19 protein-coding genes are annotated in these 18,946 nt (G+C 43.5%); 11 read left to right on the top strand and 8 right to left on the bottom strand.

Features of this window, described 5'->3' with window-relative positions:
* The first annotated feature begins 31 nt into the window (after positions 1–31).
* Both ACFQV5_RS20030 and ACFQV5_RS20025 read left to right on the top strand, forming a co-directional pair.
* Positions 32–1,426 (top strand): L-cystine transporter, encoded by a 1,395-nt coding sequence (locus ACFQV5_RS20030; RefSeq protein ID WP_379249261.1) that lies wholly within the window; start codon positions 32–34, stop codon positions 1,424–1,426.
* Positions 1,427–1,875: 449 nt separating this feature from the next.
* Positions 1,876–2,616: a DUF4184 family protein gene (locus ACFQV5_RS20025; RefSeq protein WP_379249259.1), complete on the top strand. Its 741-nt coding sequence runs from the start codon at positions 1,876–1,878 to the stop codon at positions 2,614–2,616.
* 130 nt (positions 2,617–2,746) lie between these two features.
* Here ACFQV5_RS20025 and ACFQV5_RS20020 read toward each other — a convergent pair whose 3' ends face one another.
* Positions 2,747–3,835 (bottom strand): M24 family metallopeptidase, encoded by a 1,089-nt coding sequence (locus ACFQV5_RS20020; protein WP_379249258.1) that lies wholly within the window; start codon positions 3,833–3,835, stop codon positions 2,747–2,749.
* 185 nt (positions 3,836–4,020) lie between these two features.
* Here ACFQV5_RS20020 and ACFQV5_RS20015 point away from each other — a divergent pair, with 185 nt between their 5' ends.
* Positions 4,021–4,524: a GNAT family N-acetyltransferase gene (locus tag ACFQV5_RS20015; RefSeq protein ID WP_379249256.1), complete on the top strand. Its 504-nt coding sequence runs from the start codon at positions 4,021–4,023 to the stop codon at positions 4,522–4,524.
* Positions 4,525–4,587: 63 nt separating this feature from the next.
* Here the strand turns inward: ACFQV5_RS20015 and pdxR are convergent, their stop codons facing one another.
* Positions 4,588–6,066, bottom strand: coding sequence for a MocR-like pyridoxine biosynthesis transcription factor PdxR (pdxR, locus tag ACFQV5_RS20010; protein WP_379249254.1), 1,479 nt, complete (start codon positions 6,064–6,066; stop codon positions 4,588–4,590).
* A 106-nt stretch (positions 6,067–6,172) separates the two neighbouring features.
* Here pdxR and ACFQV5_RS20005 point away from each other — a divergent pair, with 106 nt between their 5' ends.
* A complete protein-coding gene (locus ACFQV5_RS20005; RefSeq protein ID WP_379249252.1) occupies positions 6,173–6,766 on the top strand; it encodes a GNAT family N-acetyltransferase in 594 nt (197 codons plus the stop codon).
* 133 nt (positions 6,767–6,899) lie between these two features.
* Positions 6,900–7,316: a DUF1259 domain-containing protein gene (locus ACFQV5_RS20000; protein ID WP_379249250.1), complete on the top strand. Its 417-nt coding sequence runs from the start codon at positions 6,900–6,902 to the stop codon at positions 7,314–7,316.
* Positions 7,317–7,395: 79 nt separating this feature from the next.
* On the opposite strand, the gene ACFQV5_RS19995 is transcribed toward ACFQV5_RS20000, so the two are convergent.
* Positions 7,396–9,030, bottom strand: coding sequence for a GMC family oxidoreductase (locus tag ACFQV5_RS19995; protein WP_379249248.1), 1,635 nt, complete (start codon positions 9,028–9,030; stop codon positions 7,396–7,398).
* Positions 9,031–9,290: 260 nt separating this feature from the next.
* Here ACFQV5_RS19995 and ACFQV5_RS19990 point away from each other — a divergent pair, with 260 nt between their 5' ends.
* From ACFQV5_RS19990 to ACFQV5_RS19975, 4 genes are all read left to right on the top strand, one after another.
* A complete protein-coding gene (locus ACFQV5_RS19990) occupies positions 9,291–10,214 on the top strand; it encodes an AEC family transporter (RefSeq protein WP_379249246.1) in 924 nt (307 codons plus the stop codon).
* A 121-nt stretch (positions 10,215–10,335) separates the two neighbouring features.
* A complete protein-coding gene (locus ACFQV5_RS19985) occupies positions 10,336–10,503 on the top strand; it encodes a hypothetical protein (RefSeq protein ID WP_379249244.1) in 168 nt (55 codons plus the stop codon).
* 165 nt (positions 10,504–10,668) lie between these two features.
* Positions 10,669–11,100: an Rrf2 family transcriptional regulator gene (locus ACFQV5_RS19980; RefSeq protein WP_379249242.1), complete on the top strand. Its 432-nt coding sequence runs from the start codon at positions 10,669–10,671 to the stop codon at positions 11,098–11,100.
* Positions 11,101–11,250: 150 nt separating this feature from the next.
* Positions 11,251–12,120, top strand: a complete 870-nt coding sequence (locus tag ACFQV5_RS19975; protein ID WP_379249240.1) for a VOC family protein — start codon at positions 11,251–11,253, stop codon at positions 12,118–12,120.
* Between the two features lie 108 nt (positions 12,121–12,228).
* Here ACFQV5_RS19975 and ACFQV5_RS19970 read toward each other — a convergent pair whose 3' ends face one another.
* Positions 12,229–12,747, bottom strand: a complete 519-nt coding sequence (locus ACFQV5_RS19970) for a hypothetical protein (protein ID WP_379249238.1) — start codon at positions 12,745–12,747, stop codon at positions 12,229–12,231.
* Between the two features lie 200 nt (positions 12,748–12,947).
* On the opposite strand from ACFQV5_RS19970, the gene ACFQV5_RS19965 reads away from it, so the two are divergent.
* Entirely contained in the window at positions 12,948–13,583 is a 636-nt protein-coding gene (locus ACFQV5_RS19965) for an ArsR/SmtB family transcription factor (protein WP_379249236.1), read from the top strand.
* A gap of 15 nt (positions 13,584–13,598) precedes the next feature.
* Complete coding sequence (locus ACFQV5_RS19960; RefSeq protein ID WP_379249234.1) at positions 13,599–14,399, top strand: MBL fold metallo-hydrolase; 801 nt, start codon at positions 13,599–13,601, stop codon at positions 14,397–14,399.
* Between the two features lie 116 nt (positions 14,400–14,515).
* Here ACFQV5_RS19960 and speD read toward each other — a convergent pair whose 3' ends face one another.
* The 4 genes from speD to ACFQV5_RS19940 all read right to left on the bottom strand — a co-directional run bounded on the left by speD (position 14,516) and on the right by ACFQV5_RS19940 (position 18,891).
* A complete protein-coding gene (gene speD, locus ACFQV5_RS19955) occupies positions 14,516–15,331 on the bottom strand; it encodes an adenosylmethionine decarboxylase (protein WP_379249232.1) in 816 nt (271 codons plus the stop codon).
* A 243-nt stretch (positions 15,332–15,574) separates the two neighbouring features.
* Positions 15,575–15,826 carry a YolD-like family protein gene (locus ACFQV5_RS19950; RefSeq protein ID WP_379249230.1) on the bottom strand — a complete coding sequence of 84 codons (252 nt, stop codon included), beginning with the start codon at positions 15,824–15,826 and terminating at the stop codon, positions 15,575–15,577.
* 238 nt (positions 15,827–16,064) lie between these two features.
* Complete coding sequence (locus ACFQV5_RS19945; protein WP_379249228.1) at positions 16,065–17,525, bottom strand: serine hydrolase domain-containing protein; 1,461 nt, start codon at positions 17,523–17,525, stop codon at positions 16,065–16,067.
* Positions 17,526–17,823: 298 nt separating this feature from the next.
* Positions 17,824–18,891 carry an RluA family pseudouridine synthase gene (locus tag ACFQV5_RS19940; RefSeq protein WP_379249226.1) on the bottom strand — a complete coding sequence of 356 codons (1,068 nt, stop codon included), beginning with the start codon at positions 18,889–18,891 and terminating at the stop codon, positions 17,824–17,826.
* Between the last annotated feature and the right edge of the window lie 55 nt (positions 18,892–18,946).

Raw genomic sequence — 18,946 nt, 5'->3', positions numbered from 1 at the left:
CACTTATTTCAAACAAGAGGAGGCTTCAGGCATGGAAACAGTCTGGGTTATCATTAATGTCCTTGTTCTGCTTATGCTTACCGGCATACTGTATTGGATGCAGAAGAAGCACTTTTCGTTTACAAAACGTGTGTTTGCCGGATTAGGGCTCGGTGTACTGTTTGGGGCAATCCTGCAGTTTATTTATTCAGCAGAATCTGACGTTATAGCAGAATCTTCACAATGGTTTAATTTAATCGGTTACGGATATGTTCGCTTGCTTCAAATGATGGTTATACCGCTCATTATGGTATCGATTATTTCAGCGATAATGAATTTAAAAGGTGGACGAAATCTCGGTAAAATGAGCGGTCTGATCATCGCTGTTCTGATTCTAACAACAGGTGTTGCCGCTTCTGTCGGTATAGCCACGACACTTACGTTTAATTTATCTGCTGAAAATATTCAGGCTGGCGCCGCGGAGCATGAGCAGGGACTATTGCTTGAGGAAAAGCTGGGGGACGTAGGAGACCAGACGTTGCCACAGCAAATATTGGAGTTTATCCCATCCAATCCATTTGCAGATATGACTGGAGAAAGGAAGTCTTCGACGATTGCGGTCGTGATCTTCTCGGCTTTTATAGGTATTGCCTTGCTTGGACTCGATCGTAAGCAACCAGAGCAAGCCGAAACATTTCGTAGTATGATCCGTGCTCTATACGCAGTTGTCATGCGTATGGTGACTTTAATTCTTAGACTGACACCATATGGCATATTGGCGCTCATGGCCAAGACGATTGCAAGCACGGATCTTCAAGTCATTCTCGACTTAATTGATTTTGTTCTCGCATCTTATGTAGCATTAATCGTTATGTTTATTATCCATATGATTCTGTTACTGTTGTTCCGATATAATCCGATGGTTTATATCCGAAAAGCACTGCCTGTTCTGACATTTGCATTTACTTCTCGCTCCAGTGCTGCATCTATTCCTATGAGTGTTCAGACACAGAACAAAAAGTTGGGCGTACAAGAAGGTATAGCGAATCTGTCCGCTTCTCTTGGGGCTACGATGGGGCAGAATGGTTGTGCGGGTATCTATCCTGCCATGCTGGCGGTAATGATTGCTCCTACTGCAGGGATCGATCCTACAGATTGGACATTTATACTTACACTGATTGTTGTCGTGATGATCAGCTCATTCGGCGTCGCAGGTGTTGGTGGTGGAGCGACATTTGCTTCTTTGATCGTATTGTCTACCATGAACTTGCCGGTTGCTTTGGCAGGGCTACTAATCTCAGTTGAGCCTTTGATCGATATGGGACGGACGGCCCTGAATGTGAACGGGTCGATGACGGCTGGTATGATAACCGGCAGGATTATGAAGGAAGTCGATGAGGAAGTGTTTAAAGACCGAAATCAAGATATTGATATTATGCAGACTTGAATTCAGACAACAAATGGGATGTCCCATAAGTAGGTTTACTTACTTGATAAGACAGCTCGTTTGATGAAACACTCAAAAAATAAAGAATGGCGGTGTCAGGGAGATTATCCCTACACCGCCATTTTTGACTTTTGGTAGATTCTTCGGACAGACAATCCGTTATTTAGTAGAAAACTACGTTATATGGGACTAAGCGGACTCAGTTTCCGTTAATTGCTTAAATACATCTGAATTTTTACGTATTGTATGTAATAGCGGATTCTCTGTCCTCTTACATCTTAAAAGTGACATTTTTACAGAAATAGTGGAACGTCAGTCCGCAAACAAACCAGGTTTCCACCATAACTTTAATATGCTTTTTCAATAGGGGCTTTTTTAATTTTAATAAAGATGTATGTTAGACTAGGTTTGCTGATACTAGAATAACATTTCATATATAGGAGTGACCTATGCCACTGACGTTTGCACACCCAGCAGCTGTACTGCCGTTCTCTAGAAAGAGTAAATACGTTCATTTTTCCGCATTGGTCCTTGGGAGCATGTCTCCAGATTTTGAATACTTCTTAAGAGGGCAGCCTTTAGGGGAAATCGGGCACACATTCAGAGGTTTTTTATATTTTAATCTCCCATTAGTTATCGTGATTTATTTTATTTATCATACATTTATCCATCGCACCCTCGTTAATCATTTGCCTGTTGTTCTTCAAGATTCGAATTCTCGGAGACCGAATTATAGCGGAGTATTGAGTGTGATCGTCTTTTTTTATTCTGCATTAATTGGAATGCTAACACACATCGTGTGGGACTCTTTCACCCATAAAAATGGATTTATGGTCACAGAGCTTCCTATTCTCGCGCACACGTTTAATATATCTAGTTATGACATACCTATCTATAAGCTATTACAACACGGCAGTACATTACTTGGATTATGTATCATCCTTATCTATGTGTATGTCAGAGCTTCATTGTCTAGAGAACATAACATGATGAAAGTGAGTCCTAAACAAAAAGTTTATTTCTGGTCGTCATTGTTTGTATTAGCAGCATTTATTCTCGTGCTATGGTATTTCATAGATTATGTTTCGATCATGAGTTATGGCATTGCTGTTGTAAGAGTCATAGATTCGGCTCTGCTGAGTCTGCTCATTGTTTGTCTTACCATAAAAATAAAACGTTATATGTCGTAAGATTGGTTTGTTAATAGAAGTGAAGATAGTAAAAAGGCGGCCACTCTCCCGGTATTTCGGGTAAGCGGTCGCCTTATATTTTTCAGAGAGACTCTACTGTTTAAGGGAAGGGTCTTGATCTCCGTTAAAATCAACCAATAACGGTAAGTTGTTTAGGGAAAGAAGTTAGAACTTCGACACCGTTGTCTGTTACGAGCACGTCGTCCTCAATCCGTACCCCACCAACACCCGGTATATAGATACCTGGCTCAATGGTGAAGACCGCTCCAGGTTGAAGGATATCTTGGTTCAGTCCGTGAACTGACGGATACTCATGTACATCCATTCCTAGTCCATGGCCTAATCTATGCAAGAAGGCAGGGCCATAACCAGCCGTGTCAATCACTGTTCTAGCAGCGTTATCAATCGATCCGTACGTAACACCGGGTCTCACAGCGCGGATCGCAGCTTCATTAGCCTCTAAAACGGTGTTATAAATGCGTTCTTGTTCTGGGCTGATATTGCCTACAGCAAAGGTACGGGTGATGTCTGAAGCATATCCTCCTGCGAATACCCCGAGGTCGAACATAAGCAGATCGCCTTCCTGTATTTGCCGTGATCCAGGAACCCCGTGAGGAAGAGCTGTATTCGTACCGGACAATACCATCGTATCAAATGAAGGGCCATCAGCTCCTAGTTTTTTCATCAAATATTCGAGCTCGGCAACAAGTTCAATTTCGCGCATTCCGATCTTAACCTGCTTCAAACCTTGAGCAAGCACTTCTTCCACGAGAGCAACAGCTTGTTTCATAATTGTAATCTCATCCTCGGACTTTCGGACACGCATATCACGCAGTACCTGACCTGCATCTTTATAAGATTTCGCGGGCAAGAATTGCTGAAGCTGTTCATAACGCGACACCGTAAGCTGGTCTTTTTCAAGAGCCATTGTGCCGATCGATCCTTTAATTTGCCCACGAAGCAATTCGTATGGATTATCTGTATCTTGATGCGTAATGATCGTGCTTATCGACGAAGCGGCAGCAGCTGCATCACCGTCAAGAGCGGGTACGATCAGTACAGGTTCATCGCTACGTGTCAGTAAAAGTCCAAGAAAGCGTTCATGTGGATCGCTTGCAAACCCCGTTAAATAATACACATGTTTTGGATCTGTTATAAGTAGCACATCCCAGTTTTGTAAGGACATCGCGTTTGTTAATTGATTCAATCTGGAGTTCATCGTGAAATACATCCCTTTCTGTGTGTAATGCAAATTAGTCGTTGTTATATAAGCGTAGCCTTTTCAAGGAATGAAGTAAAGTAAGGTAAGGTGCGATTGGCTTGATAGTAAAAAAATACATGTTTTTCTTACCGACCTCCTGTAAAATAAACGTACATATAATCACATCATTCGGAGGAATAGATATGGCATTGCAACAATATGAGATCGAGTACGCAGTTAAAGCAGATTTACCCGCCATTGTAGATATTTATAATTCCACCATCTCCGGCCGAATGGTTACGGCAGACTTGGAACCGGTCACGACTGAAAGCCGGATTCAATGGTTCGAGGAGCATAATACGGAACATCGTCCTTTATGGGTCATGCGGGTGGACGGCAATATCGCTGCTTGGATGAGTTTTCAATCTTTTTATGGTCGACCTGCCTATCAAGGTACGGCAGAAATTAGTATTTATGTAGACTCGAGATACCGAGGGATTGGTGCTGGGAGTATCCTGATCGAGAAAGCACTCGAAGAATGCCCACGCCTTAAAGTTAGCAATCTAGTTGGATTTGTGTTTGGACATAACGAACCGAGCTTGAGCCTGCTTAAGAAATTCGGATTCCAGCAGTGGGGCTTGCTCCCGGGTGTCGCTATACTTGATGGGATCAAAAGAGACTTGGTCATCGTTGGCCGCTCGGTTTAATGGTTTTTAAGAGTTTGATACAAAAAAAGGAGGCCGCCTTATGTGGTCGTCCTTTTTTTTGTGTTAAGGCCATGAGTCACCAGATGTGTCTGGGAGCTGCAGCCAACAATCAGCCAACCGCCGTATCCCTTCATCGATATCGCATTCTGCAATTCCGGCAAATCCCACAATAAACTCCCGATTATCACTCTTATACTCGGGGTCCTGTGTTCTTCGGATATGTGTATATTCGATAGAGTGAACACGAATTCCACGTTCTTCGGCAAGAGCTTGTAACTCGGCTTCAGAGGCTGGATGTTGCAGCGAGAGGATCAGATGAAATCCTGCTCCTGTACCTGAGATATCGGCCAGTTTGCCAAAATGCTTTCGAATCGAGGAGATGACAGCGTCATGTTTCTTACGAAGCATCGTTCTCATTCTTCGTAGATGCCTTTCTACGAGTCCGTCTCGCAAGAAGCGTTCTAATGTTCGTTGATGAAGCTTTGGTGCCGTGCATTCCAGAAACAGATGGTGTTTCAAATGATGATATTCATTAAGCAGAATGGATGGAAGTATCATGTATTGGATCCCGATGGAGGGTGACAGTACTTGTGTGAATCCACCCAAATAAATGACCCGGCTGTCAGGAAGAAGACCTTGCAGACAGGGAATGGGGCGGCCGTAATAACGGAACTCCCCATCATAATCATCCTCGATAATAAAACCATTGCAATCCTGTGCCCATTGTAGAAGTTCGAGTCGTTTAGAAATCGGCATGATCTTGCCGGTCGGGAATTGATGGGATGGAGACACAGAAACAATAGTTGCTCCGCTTGCCCGAAGTTGCTTCTGGTCAATGCTATCCTCTTGTTGTGAAATCGGGTGAATGTTAAATCCATTCTGCTTGAACAATTCTGGATACTGCGGGTAACCAGGATCCTCAACTGCAAAATCATTTCCGTATGGACGAAGCAGTCGGCCTAACAGTTCTAGTAGTGGATAGGCGTCTGAACCGATAACAACTTGCTCGGGAGAACAGGAAACGCCCCGCATACTTCTTGCATATTTGGCAATTTCATAACGAAGTCCTTCTTCGCCTTGCGGATCACCATAGAAGAGAAGATCAGAGACATTTTCCTCCTGAAGACAACGATTGTAAGCTCGCTTCCATTCCGTCAATGGAAAATACGAATAGTCATTTTTAGACATATGAAAGTCATAACGGTAAGAATGGTGACGCCGTAACAGTCTGCCTTGAGGTGGGGGCGGCTCATTAGGCACTGATGCTGGTGTGTCAACGAGTTTCTGTACAAAATAACCTCTTCGTGGTTGGCTCAGAATAAACCCCTCTGCCAGCAGCTGCTGGTAAGCCATTTCAACCGGGGTTGTACTCAAACCTAGCATATCGGCGAGTTTGCGTACAGACGGTAAACGAGCTTGATCCTGCCACTTGCCAGCTGCTATTTCATCTTTGATATATTGATACAGCTGCACGTATTGGGGGAGAGAAGAATTAACTGGTGACCCGCTCATCTCCGTCAGATTGATACTTACCTGCTTCATTTTATTATCTGTCCTTTTTATTTTATGGAATCTGTACATATGGAAATGGTCAATGCTCTGGTATATTATAGTGGATTTACAGAGAGGTGAACACAGGAGGTATAACATGAGCGAACAATTATGGAATGCAATGCCGGTCCGTTTTTTAGAAGGTGACCGACTCTATTTGAGACCGATTGGACTGGAAGACGCAGAATTTTATTTTCACAAATTATTTGATCCCGAGCTTCGTAGACTGACAGGTACTCAGAAGCACTTTACGCTAGAAGGAACGCATCGCTATATAGAGAGTGTCTCAACCGATAGCTCAGCCATATTGCTTCTGATCGCTTTGTCAGATGGAGACGAAGTCATTGGAGACATTGCCTTACAGGATATGGACAGCATAAACCGCAATGCAAGTCTCCGAATTGCTATTGATTCGGGTCAACATATGGGCAAGGGGTATGGACCGGAAGCGATCCGTCTCCTATTGGAATATGCCTTTGGCATTCTTAATTTGCACCGGATCGAGTTGCAGGTTTTTGCGTATAACGAACGGGCGATAAAGGCTTACGAAAAGGTTGGATTCATAAGGGAAGGGGTTCAGCGGGATGTGCTGTATTATAATCATGAGTATCATGATTCGATTGTGATGAGTATTTTAGAACATGAATATAGGGCGCGATATCTAAACAATAATGTTGTTGATATGAAATAATCCGAATGAAAGCACCTGCAAGAGACTAGTATATTATTTGTTAAATCTTTTTATTTTCATTTAATAGGTATGCGTATAAGCACCTTCCTTGGCTTGATCATATATTATCTCAAAACCAAGAGGAGGTATGTTCATGGCACAAGTTAGGGTGAGTCCGCGTTTTCAAAGACTATGTAATCAATTCGCTAGTATATTAGGCGGCGAACATGAAATCGATCCGGGACCTGTTTGTTTTGTTAGCCGTTCTCGGAATCTTAATGCAAAAATATTAGGTAGACGTACAACATCACCATTGGTTCGCTATCAACTATTTTCATTCGAATCACTTGATGCGTCCGGACGTGGGCTTTGCCTGGGTGAGACAGCATTGTTCCAGAATCAGGCAAATCGATTAATTAGAAATCTGCAACGGAATGGTATTACAGTGACGGCACTGCACAATCACTGGTTGAACGAAAATCCAAGATTAATGTATATTCACTGGGAATCCATCGACAATCCTATTGCATTTGCTAGAAAAACGAAATCATCTATTGCTTTCCTCGGATAAAACCAAAGAGTTATAAAACAACCTTAGTTCGGTAGCTATCGAACTAAGGTTGTTTTATTGTTTATGAAGCTGTAAGAGATTACTCTTGCATATTCTCCCGCCCAGGCTTCCGGCTGCCGGTTTTTTTGGGACGTAGCTGCTCAGCAATGGTAAGACCGATTAGATATGCTGGTGCTGAGGTATTTCCATCAACCGTAAAAGGTATGATTGAATCATCAGCTACGATTAAGTTCTTTACTCCATGAACTTCCCCGCGTCGGTTAACCACCCCTCCCTTTGAACGTGGAGCCATTCGGAGTGAACTTTGTTGGTGATGGTTATGTTCAAAGTTCTCTTTAATAAAGGTTTCGAGCATCTCATCGTCATTGATGATGTCTATCGTTGGAGAAACTAATCGGTAATTCGGATCGATAGCATTAAGCTGCTCGGCTATTGCAGTGATATAAACTCTATAGATTTGCTTTACGGCTTCCATATCGTCGATGTTTTGTAGAAAAGCCTCGTCAGCCAGTACAATTTGAAGGGGGTCATTACTTTGTAGCTTGATCGAACCACGGCTCTTAGGTTTCAGATAGATAATGACGATGGTTAAAGAGTCTTCGGCCCCGATTCCAGCAAGTTGGACCGCTCGAACATTCGGATCTGCACCCGTTGACGGATCAGGCAAGAAGGCCCCGCCTGTATAAAGAGCGTCCGGATCACTGGACGGTAGCGGTTTATCTGCGGGATTTGTGGTAAAAGTAGCAAAATTCAAAGTGTGGTTCCTAAGGTTTTTGCCCACATTTGGATTGTCTACAATAACTGAGATTCCTGAGGATTTTAGTTGTTTCTTAGGCCCGATCCCCGACAGCATGAGCAGTTGAGCACTGTTAATCCCAGCTGAAACGATCACTTTTTTTCGGGCAAACGCCTTGACGCATTTTCCTTCTTTTAGAAATTCCACGCCAACCGCACACTTGTTTTCAAAAAGAATACGTAATGCCGTTGATTTGTAGAATACAGTCAATTTACGGCCATGCAGACCACGCCCACCGGGAGTGACAATATTTGATGAAAGGAAAGCCGTTGATGAGCTCTCACGATTCCCATTCGGTTTTTGAAATAACTGCCATCTGGAGAAGGGGCCAAGTGGTGTTTCAGGGGTATTATAATCGAGTATTTCGGGGAAACCTGTTGCTTGCTCGATTGCGGAAACCAGCTTATTCGCCATGCTAGTGGGATTTTCGGGCGCCTGTCTAATGTCTATTCTTCCATGGTAGCCGTGAACGTCTGGATTGTTTGTCTCCCCATTAAATCTCTCCATTCTTTGGAATCTCCTGGTTGCACGTTCAGGTGACCAGTCAGGTCCGAGCAACTCCTCCCACTGTTCGAGCACAGCTGATGTTGGTCTAACATACTGCTCACCATTAATGGAGGTGCCTCCACCTGAGAGTCGCCCTGTTGTCCACTCAAATACGCGTCCATCAAGTTCTTCCTGAGGAATTCCCTCACCTTGCCAAAAATATTGAGGGAAAAATTCCTCTTCAAGCTCAGGAGCAAAAGTAGAATCTCTAATCGGTTTGTCTTTATCCTTATTCTCTCCAGCTTCTAATACAAGGACAGATGTCTTCTTGTCATCGGTTAAAGTTTTTGCTATTACGGCACCGGCAGGACCTGTTCCAATAACGATATAATCAAACACTAATTTTTTTTCTTGTTTAGGCAATTTGCTCACAATCAGGTCTCCTTTATTCACCAATACTTATGAACCTGTTTTAGAATATTACGAACAACTACCCAAAGTGATGAAATTAGCAAATATACGTAAACTGTAGGAGAAAATAGAGATTCGTATAGATGAATAAAAGGTGAGAAAAAAGCAGAATAGTGATTACCTATAACGTCTATAGGCATGTGGTCTTGGACGTTTTCCTTCCTTATGCGTTACGATAAAAGGAAAGTAACGAGTATACATCTTTAGGGGGATCTAAACAGATGCTATCTTCATTTTTTGTTACATTGTACAGCGTCTTTCTTCCAATCTCCCTTCCCGTAATTGCCGGTGGATTGTTAAAACGCTTTAAAGGGATGGAGACAAGAACGCTTTCTACATTATCGCTTTACGTGATGAGTCCCGCACTCATATTTGAGACGCTTGAAAAAGCTTCGATCACCTCAGGAGATGTGGCTGTGACGATTGCTTTTTGTATCCTCAATGTAATCATTCTCTGGATGATCTGCGGTGTTGCAGGAAAAATACTAAAATTGTCGCAGCCTGAACGATCTGGGCTTGGTCTGACAACGATGTTCACTAACAGTGTGAACTATGGCTTGCCTCTTGTGCTGCTCGCTTTTGGACAAGCGGGACTCGATAAAGCATCTGTATATGTCATCGTACAAATTATTATTATAAATACACTTGGTGTGTATTTAGCGGCGAGATCTCACTTCTCAGCAGCAAAAGCAGTTAAGTCTGTTTTTTTGCTTCCTTCCGTGTATGCCGCTGGACTTGCTGTACTGATGCGGATGGTAGATGCCTCATTACCAAGCGGGCTCGAGACAGGGATATCTATGCTATCGGCTGCATATGCTCCACTAGCGCTCGTTATATTAGGTGCGCAGATGATGGGTGTCCGTGACAGCAGTGATGGTTTAACGGTCTCTCGTCGTGGATTGTGGTCCGGAATGATCATGCGTATGGCTGTGGCTCCCCTTGTTGCATGGGGAATTCTCGCGGCACTGTCGGTGGAAGGGACTTTGTTTGCCGTTATTCTAATTCTGTCCGCAATGCCAGCGGCAGTGAATGCGGTTATTCTCGCGGAGCAATATGATTCGGCGCCGAGATTGATATCCATGTGTATTTTGTGGACAACGCTGGCATCTTTCATTTTTCTGCCTATTCTAATTGGTGTGCTGTAAACACTAAAGTGATAGATTGCTTGAAATAAGTGGTTCATTATCCTGTGTTGCGTGTAAAAATAAACAAACAGCCGAAACCGATTTCCTGTCAGAACAGGATAAGAAAGGAAGGTGGGGAATAATGACTTCCCGTGAGCGTCGCGATAGTGTTGAGGTAGAGACACGCAATGTGGAGGAACGAAATGATTCCAGCTTGGTAGCTTCTACGCTTATCAAATATGTAGCCTATCTGATTATCTTTTTCGGTCTACTGTATTTTCTTATCAAATACGTATTTCCGATGTTTTAAAGTCATCGAGAAGCAAGCAATCTATGAGGCCGGGTATTTCCCCGGTCTTTTTGTATTTCTTTTGGGCTCAGAGCTGAGTCCGTCCGTATTGACTTCACTGATAGATGTAACTATGATAGTTACATTCTCTGATGGGAGAAAGCTTAATTGTAGGAGGAGATTTGCTTGAATATTAGTAGTCGATTCGCTGTGGCCATTCATATATTATCAGTGCTGGAAATGAATAAATCAGGGATAAGCACATCAGATTATATTGCAGAAAGCGTGAATACAAATCCGGTAGTCATCCGAAGAATTACAGGTATGCTGAGCAAGGCTGGTCTTGTAGAGGTGCGTCCCGGGGTTGCGGGAGCCAAGATTAAGGGAGAAGCTAAGGAAATATCTTTGCTTGATATATACCGGTCTGTGCAGGTGGTGCAGGAAAATAACCTGTTTGCAGTTCATGAACATTCGAATGAAAAATGTCCTGTAGGTAAGCATATTCAGGATGCGATCGTCCCCGTGTTCTCACTTGCACAAAATGCGATGGAGAGAGTGCTCCAGGAAGTTACGCTGCAAGACATTGTGGAGAGCATTTCGGAAAAGGTTTCCGAGTAAATATAATATAATAATTGACTTTCTTTTTCTCTGTAACTATAATTAGTGCATACAACCTGTAACTAATGTGGTTACATGTTGGTGATAAAACGATTATTATTTATCCGTATACAATAATTTGAATTCGATCTAAACAAAGGAGTGTTTTTTATGTCAGCAGTATTACATCCGTCCACAGAGCTTGGACAAGTGTCATTGCGTATTAGCAATCTGGCACGATCTGCACGTTTTTATACAGAAGTAGTTGGTTTGAAAATGCTTCGTCAGCAAGGAAGAGTTGCTGAACTGACGGCAGATGGTAAGAATACATTGCTCGTGCTTGAAGAAGTAGAAGGATTGGTTCAGCAACCGGAGCGTACAGCAGCAGGTCTGTATCACTTTGCGATTCTTGTGCCTGATCGTGAAAGTCTCGGGCTAGTTATTCGTAATCTGGTGGCGCATAATATCCCGGTTGGTCAAGGAGACCACTTGGTTAGTGAGGCTCTTTATATCAGCGACCCTGATAATAACGGGATTGAAATCTATGTAGACCGTCCACGCGATACTTGGAAGCGGGATGCACAAGGTGAAATTATGATGACTACCGATCCGGTGGATGTTGAAGGACTGCTTGCTGTATCTGAAGGTAAGGAGTGGAACGGTCTTCCGGAAGGAACGGTTATCGGGCATGTTCATTTCCATGTGTCTAATCTGCAGGAGGCGAAGCGGTTTTATTGCGATATCCTTGGATTTGAATTAACAGCACATTATGGCAGTGCTGCATTGTTCATCTCGGCTGGAGGCTACCATCATCATATCGGGCTGAATGTATGGGCTGGTGTCGGAGTTCCGAGCACCCCATGGAATGCAGCGGGTATGAACTATTTTACAGTTGTGCTTCCGAATGATGAGGAACTTGAAGTGGTGAGTGGAAGAATCCGTGAAGCAGGACTGGTATTGGAAGAGCGTGATGGAGCTTTTTATGTGAAGGATCCTTCTGACATCGAGGTTAGACTGGTTGTAGAAACAACCAACGATTAAGCTCTTATAAATAGATCGATAAAAAAATCGCCCACAGTTTGATAGTAAGCGACTAAACGCTCTATCGAACTGTGGGCGATTTTTATTGTTTGTTTGGCTAAGCAAGACTTACGTAATGCGAGCTATTTCTTCAAGGGTTCGGATCATATGATCGACCAAGTTTGGAAGATCGGACATGTTATCTTCGTTTATTTTGTGAGGGAATTTCAGCTCAATTGTATTGTTGTAAATGATCGGTTCCTCACTATATACATGACTGAGTGTCTGAACCGGAGCAACCTGGGGTTCCCAGATGACCTGTATCAGGTTTGATATTCGCCGGCATTGCTCAGGCACCTTTGTAACCTTGGTGTAGAAGCGAAGGGATAGAGCGCAGCCTGGTTGTTCACCCGGCATCTCTAATATTTCCGCAGCTAGATCTTTAAGAAAAGCTTCGATCCGGATTTCAGCGGAAGTTCCCGTTTGGGGGACTAAATCGAAATTAAGACTGAAAGCCCGCGACATAACGGCCATATCCATTAGGTCTGACCGGCCCGTGACTATAATCCGCTCGTCTAGATTATCCAGATCATAGACTATATTCTCCACCGCAACCTTTAAATTTTCGAATATGGTTGGATCGAACATTCAGACACTTCCTTCTGACAGTGATGAGTAAAACCATGAATGTGGATAATATACCACACCCTGCGAGGGTGAGGAAACATCATAGCTCATTTTAAGTGTTTAAAGATGTAGTTAATAAGATTGACTGACTTCTTAGTTACGTGGTAAATTTTCCTAACAGTAAATTTTATTTTACCGGTAAAAAGTTGTGAGGTGATAATGTGACCATTACTGGAGTCTATACGATTAAGACCCATGATCAACTGAAAGCGATCGCCGACCCGCTGCGTACCAAGATTCTGATGAATCTTGTGAAGAATGAATATACCGGTCAACAGCTGGCAGAAATGCTGAACATTACCCGGAACAATATTTATTTTCATCTGAAAGAGCTGGAGAAGCACGAGGTCATACAGATTGTTAGGAAAGAAGAGAAGAACGGAATTGTTCAAAAGTATTACCGTGCGGTAGCCAGCCGTTTTATTCCGGACGATCACCTGCTTCCGAGTGAGGATCTCATTGAAACGTCCAGACAGGTGTTTATGGAAACTTTAGAAGTAACGAGGGCGAAGATCGTGAATGCGCCTGCGTCTTCTTTTGCATTGAATTCTAGTCATGAGACGAAGAGAAAGAACCTTACGGCTACGTATTCCTTACGGGGGAGTGAAGAGAGTTTTACAGCTTTCATTGAAGAATTCAAGGCTCTAGTGGATAGACATTTTCTAAAGAAGTCAGAGGCGGAAGAATTAGGCGGGGGCGGGAAGGTTCAGAGCTATTATTTATCACTTGTCGGCTTTCCGGATGATGATGAAGACATTACAATTCAATCGAGCATTTCCCCGAATGCTGAATCTTGAAGGTGAGGAGTACATATGAACAACTATCCAGTCGTTATTGACGATGCATGGTTTACAGTATCCCAGATTGACGATGAAACGTTCGTTATTAGTGAATACGGTCATTGGGAGAAGGTCCATTCTTATCTGTTAATGGGGAGCAGTAAGGCTGCACTCATCGATACTGGGCTTGGTATTGACCAGATTAAACGCATGACAGACCAGCTTACAGATCTGCCGATCGTCGTTCTAACTACGCATGTTCACGCTGACCATATTGGTAGTCACGGTCAGTTTGATCGGATCTATGTGCATGAAGCAGAAGAGGATTGGCTGGTGAACGGGATACAGAAGCTGAGTATCGAGCAGATTCGCAAAGATATATCTCGGGATATTACGCGTCTGGTACCAGATACATTCGATCCCAAGACGTATAAGCCTTATCAAGGTCAGCCAACAGGGCTGCTACAGGATGGAGATGTTATCGAGCTGGGTGATCGGAGTCTCAAGGTGTATCATACGCCAGGTCATTCACCAGGTCATATCGCTCTGTTTGATTCTAGCCGAGGGTATTTGTTTACTGGAGATCTGCTGTATGACGAGACACCGATCTATGCTTTTTATCCGACAACAGATCCTGTAGATCTTGTGAATTCACTTGAACGAATCTCTGGGCTAACTGGCGTAAGTAGAATATTCGGCGGGCATAACACCATAGGATTGGAGCCCGAATTGCTGCAGGAGGTACAGGCGGCAGTAAGACAGTTGCGGGAGCGTGATGTGGTCCGACACGGCACAGGCATTCATCGGTTTAAGGGGTTTAGTGTGCAGTTTTGAAATAGGATGAGACTCGCCATCATGCAAGTGAAGGGGATATAGAACAAGACGAATGAGGCCAAAGCTCTTAGAAGCTGGGCCTCATTGGACTGTCAGAAAGAAAATGTTAAATGTACTCAATAACTTCGATCCATATTTTTACCATAATAAATTTCGTCCATTTCAAGCTTCAGTCGCTCCGTAATGTCTTGCTGTTCCTGTGATGAAAGCTTGTCCTTCGTGTATCCGAAGAGGTAATTATCGAGATCAAACTGTTTCAGCTTACATTTGGTATGGAAGATATTCTCCTGATACACATTAACGTCGATCATATCATACAACTTTTGGATCTCGTCCGGAATATAGTTCTGGATGGAGCTGATCTCATGATCGATAAACAGCTTATGTCCGCTGATGTCTCTAGTAAATCCACGGGTCCGATAGTCGATGGTCATGATATCTGTATCAAAAGAGTGAATAAGATAATTAAGTGCTTTGAGCGGCGAAATTTCACCGCAAGTGGAGACATCAATATCTGCACGGAAAGTGCTTATGCCTTCATCTGGATGATACTCAGGATACGTATGGACTGTGATATGGCTTTTATCCAACTGCAAAACGACATTGTCAGGTAATGGACCAGGTGATTCATCGTAGGATGCTTCGGGCACTTCAACGACAGGGCCTTCGGAGACGAGCACCGTGACACTAGCCCCTTGAGGGACATAATCCTGCTGTGCCACATTAAGCACATGAGCACCGATAATATCGGAGACATTTTTTAGAATTTTGGTGAGACGGTCCGCATTGTATTGTTCATCGATATATTCGATGTATGCTTCCCGTTCTTCCTTCGTTTTTGTATAGCATATATCATACATATTAAAGCTGAGCGATTTCGTAAGATTGTTGAATCCATGCAGGGTAATTCGCTGTTCCGATTGTGGTTTCATATGCCATTTCCCCTTATGATCAAGTTTGGATGAATCCTAAGATGTTCCTATCTTTTCCACGGGCCTAAATTCTTACTCTTGAAATAAAGGATTCATGTAGATGGTACTTACAAATCTGTTTACCCGATTATTCTTCGTCTTTAACATGTCTATTGCATCTCGGATTGTAGGAATGGTATAAAAAAAGGCTGATCTCACATTGCTGTGGATCAACCTTTTGGAACGATTATAAATCGTTATGATTTAATCTCTTGGATAATTCATCGCCATAATGTCCATGAATGGAACTTTGATAACTTCTCCATTTCGAGTAACATGAACTCTGCCGGTTCGAGAATCCATCTTAATGATTTGACCTCTTACGGTTTCTTCCCAGCCCCATACGGTGAGTTCGATTTCGGATTCCTCCTGAAATGCTTCTGAAAGTTGGTTTCCGAGTTCTTCTAGTACAAATTCATCCCTTGTGGGCCTTTTTGGAACTTTAGCTCTTGCCATATTATGAGTCCTCCTGAATAATTGTAAGCCGTGATGAAATATGAAAATATTTGCTTTAACAGCTGATAAAAGAATGAGCCAGAATATATCTTATTATCATTATAATGCCTAAGTCTATCTAATCCAAAAGTAATAACTTGGAGAATAGATTTCTCATAGCAGAGACAGCCTCCACAGTTCATTTCGCGGCGCTGTCTCTCAACAGTAATTGCTATTACCGATTTTGAAGAAGATGTTGTTAAGCTTCCTTCGCTTCAGCCATTGCAGATCCTTTGATGATGATGGTTTCCATAGACTTAGAGCCGATACAATTAGAGATAGACATTTCAAGATTATGTTCCTCAAATGTAAGGGTGATATTGATTTGGAACGGAGTTTCTACAGGTCGAAGTGTTAGATAAAGTATGTTTTCCTGCTTCCAAGAGGCACGGCATGCAATGCACTCGGTAATTTTTCGGAGGATAGAGGTTTTTCCTTCAATCCAGTTTTCAGTTCCATATACGATCTGATGGTTTCCAGCTGCGTTTCCGACCGTTTGGACGATGCTTGTAGGGGCAAGGGTGTAGGAAAACGTGTTCAGTTCAAGGGGATTATCCTCTAATAGATAGGTGATGTCTGACCATTCCTGTGCACGTGGAGAAGTATTCTCATAAATAGTCGGCTCTAAAGTCAGAGAACTTAGCCTGTTCTGTAGGAAATCGAAATCTTTGGAGTCGGTGAGGAGAGGGGGCGTGGCTTCCTTAAAGGCTGGAAGTAAACCATCCCACACTGCATTTAAAACTTCATCCATCTGATTTGTAGCACTTGTAATCGCGATGACAGCATCCTGTTCAGGCATGATGATACAGAATTGTCCAAAAGCTCCGTCTCCACGATAGATCCCATGACGGCATCTCCAAAATTGATAACCGTACCCCTGATTCCAGTCATTATTCGGATCATCTCCGTTTGAAATCTGCTTGGCCGTTGCTTCTTTTACCCACTCAGATGGAATAAGCTGCTCACCTTTCCATTGTCCATGTTGGAGGTATAGTTGGCCGAATTTGGCGATATCTTCTGTTTTAATCGATAGGCCCCATCCGCCGCAGTCATAACCCAGCGGGCACTTCTCCCAGGTAGCATTCATAATACCTAGTGGTTCGAAAATACGTGGTTGCAGATAATCGATGAGCGATCCTCCAGTTAATTTTTGCAGAATAGCTCCTGCCATGTATGTAGCACCGTTGTTATATACAAAGTGTGTGCCAGGCTCGTGCGTCACCGGTGCCTGTAGGAAAGCTTCGATCGAGTTCTCGCCCAGAGCCCCGCTTAACTTCTGAAGTGGGTCTTCATCATGGCCCGTGCCCATCATGAGTAAATGCCGGAGGGTCATCGCTTCAAGGTGCTCGCTGACTGTATTCGGTAATTCTTCTGGGAAGAATGAAATAACCTTATCGTCCAAAGACAGAAGACCTTCATGTACGGCGAGTCCAATCGCTGTGGAAGTAAAGCTTTTGCTAAGAGAGAACATCATATGTGGAAGATCCTCACGATATGGTTCCCACCAGCCCTCTGCAATGATATAGCCTCCGCGTAGTGCCATGAAGCTGTGTAGCTCAATCCCTTGCTCATGAATCATATCTAGAAACCTAGAGATGATATCTGAAGATATGCCTTGGTGCTCAGGTGTGCATCGGGGCAAAACAGATGGATGATTCATATGGATTCCGCTCCTTTAATTAGGGATATCTTCATGCTATCTTAAATGGAAAATGATTACAATGACAGAGTGTACAAAAAAAGGAACGGCTCAGCATGTGCGCCAAGCCATCCCTTGATGACATTAATCTTTGGAATTCCTTCGTACAGTTTGGATCCGTTCTGGCTTATCCAGTTCATTGTGATATTCAAATAACCCTAGCCGGTTGCCCCACGGATCAGAAAATGAAGCCCACCTTACAGGCACCTCTGATCGTGAATGAATCTCAAATGGTCTACTGCTTCTAGATGAGTATCGTTCATGAATGACTTTGCCGGAAAGGAAACATAAACGATTTAGGAATCTTACTTTCAAACCGCATCAACTGACCACTTGTTGGGTGCATAAAGGCAATTACCTTAGCATGAAGCCCTAGTCTGCCGATGATTTTTGACTTGGATCCGTATTTCTTATCACCTACAATGGGATGTCCGATATCTTCCATATGTACGCGAATCTGATTTTTGCGTCCCGTTTCCAAATTGACCTCCAGCAGGGAAAAGTTCCGGTTGGATTCAATGGTTTTGTAGTGGGTGATCGCATGCTGGCCATCATTCGGGAAATGACTCGAGTACATTTTCAGTGTGCTGCTCTCTTTAAGCCATGATGTAATCGTACCTTCGGGTTTCTTAAGTGCTCCTTCAACAAGAGCAACATAGGTACGTTCCTTCACGGTGTCTTGCCAGCTATTCTGAAGCGTCTGCTGCACTTGCTCACTTTTGGCGAACATCATGACACCGGAGGTGTCGCGATCAAGACGATGGACAACGAAGATGCGTCCATTTGGATCCTGACTCCGCACATGCGCCATTAATTGACGGTAGGCCGTCATTTCATTCTCTTTAGGAGATGCAACGGACAGAAGACCGGCATCCTTTTCGATAACGATGACGTCATCATCCTCATGCAGAATGGATAGCCCTACAAGCTCTGGCTTGTCCGAGGCTTTAACTTTACTGAGCGTAATCGTCTGGCCTGGAATTAGAGCGTAGTTGTAGGCCGTGATTGCCTGTCCATCCACAAGCACTTGACCGCGGGCAAGAAGTGATTTGATCGAGTTACGACTCAAGTGAGAAACGTTGCTTAGTAGGAACGCGAGCAATTCCGAAGGCTCATTCACGTTATATGCCTTGTCTGGAGTAGGACGCGATGCGGGCTTACCCGAGCTATTCTTATAAGTACGTTCGCCAGACTTTCGTCTGTTATCTGCAGACTTGCGGGGCCTATTCGCCTGATAATCAGCACCTTGTTCTGAGAGTGTGGTTGAACGTGTATTCGGTTGTTTATATGACTTCGTTCCCTTGGCGGGACGGCGTTTGTTATCCATGGTCATTCTCCATCCTGAAGTTGATTTCAGAGTCAACTATACCATGCACTCGCGG

This window comes from Paenibacillus sp. GCM10028914 (assembly GCF_042666275.1).
In the GTDB taxonomy this organism is placed as follows: domain Bacteria; phylum Bacillota; class Bacilli; order Paenibacillales; family Paenibacillaceae; genus Paenibacillus_AQ.
The sequence above is the reverse complement of the archived record's forward strand: the minus strand, read 5'-3'. Positions and strand labels throughout refer to the sequence as shown.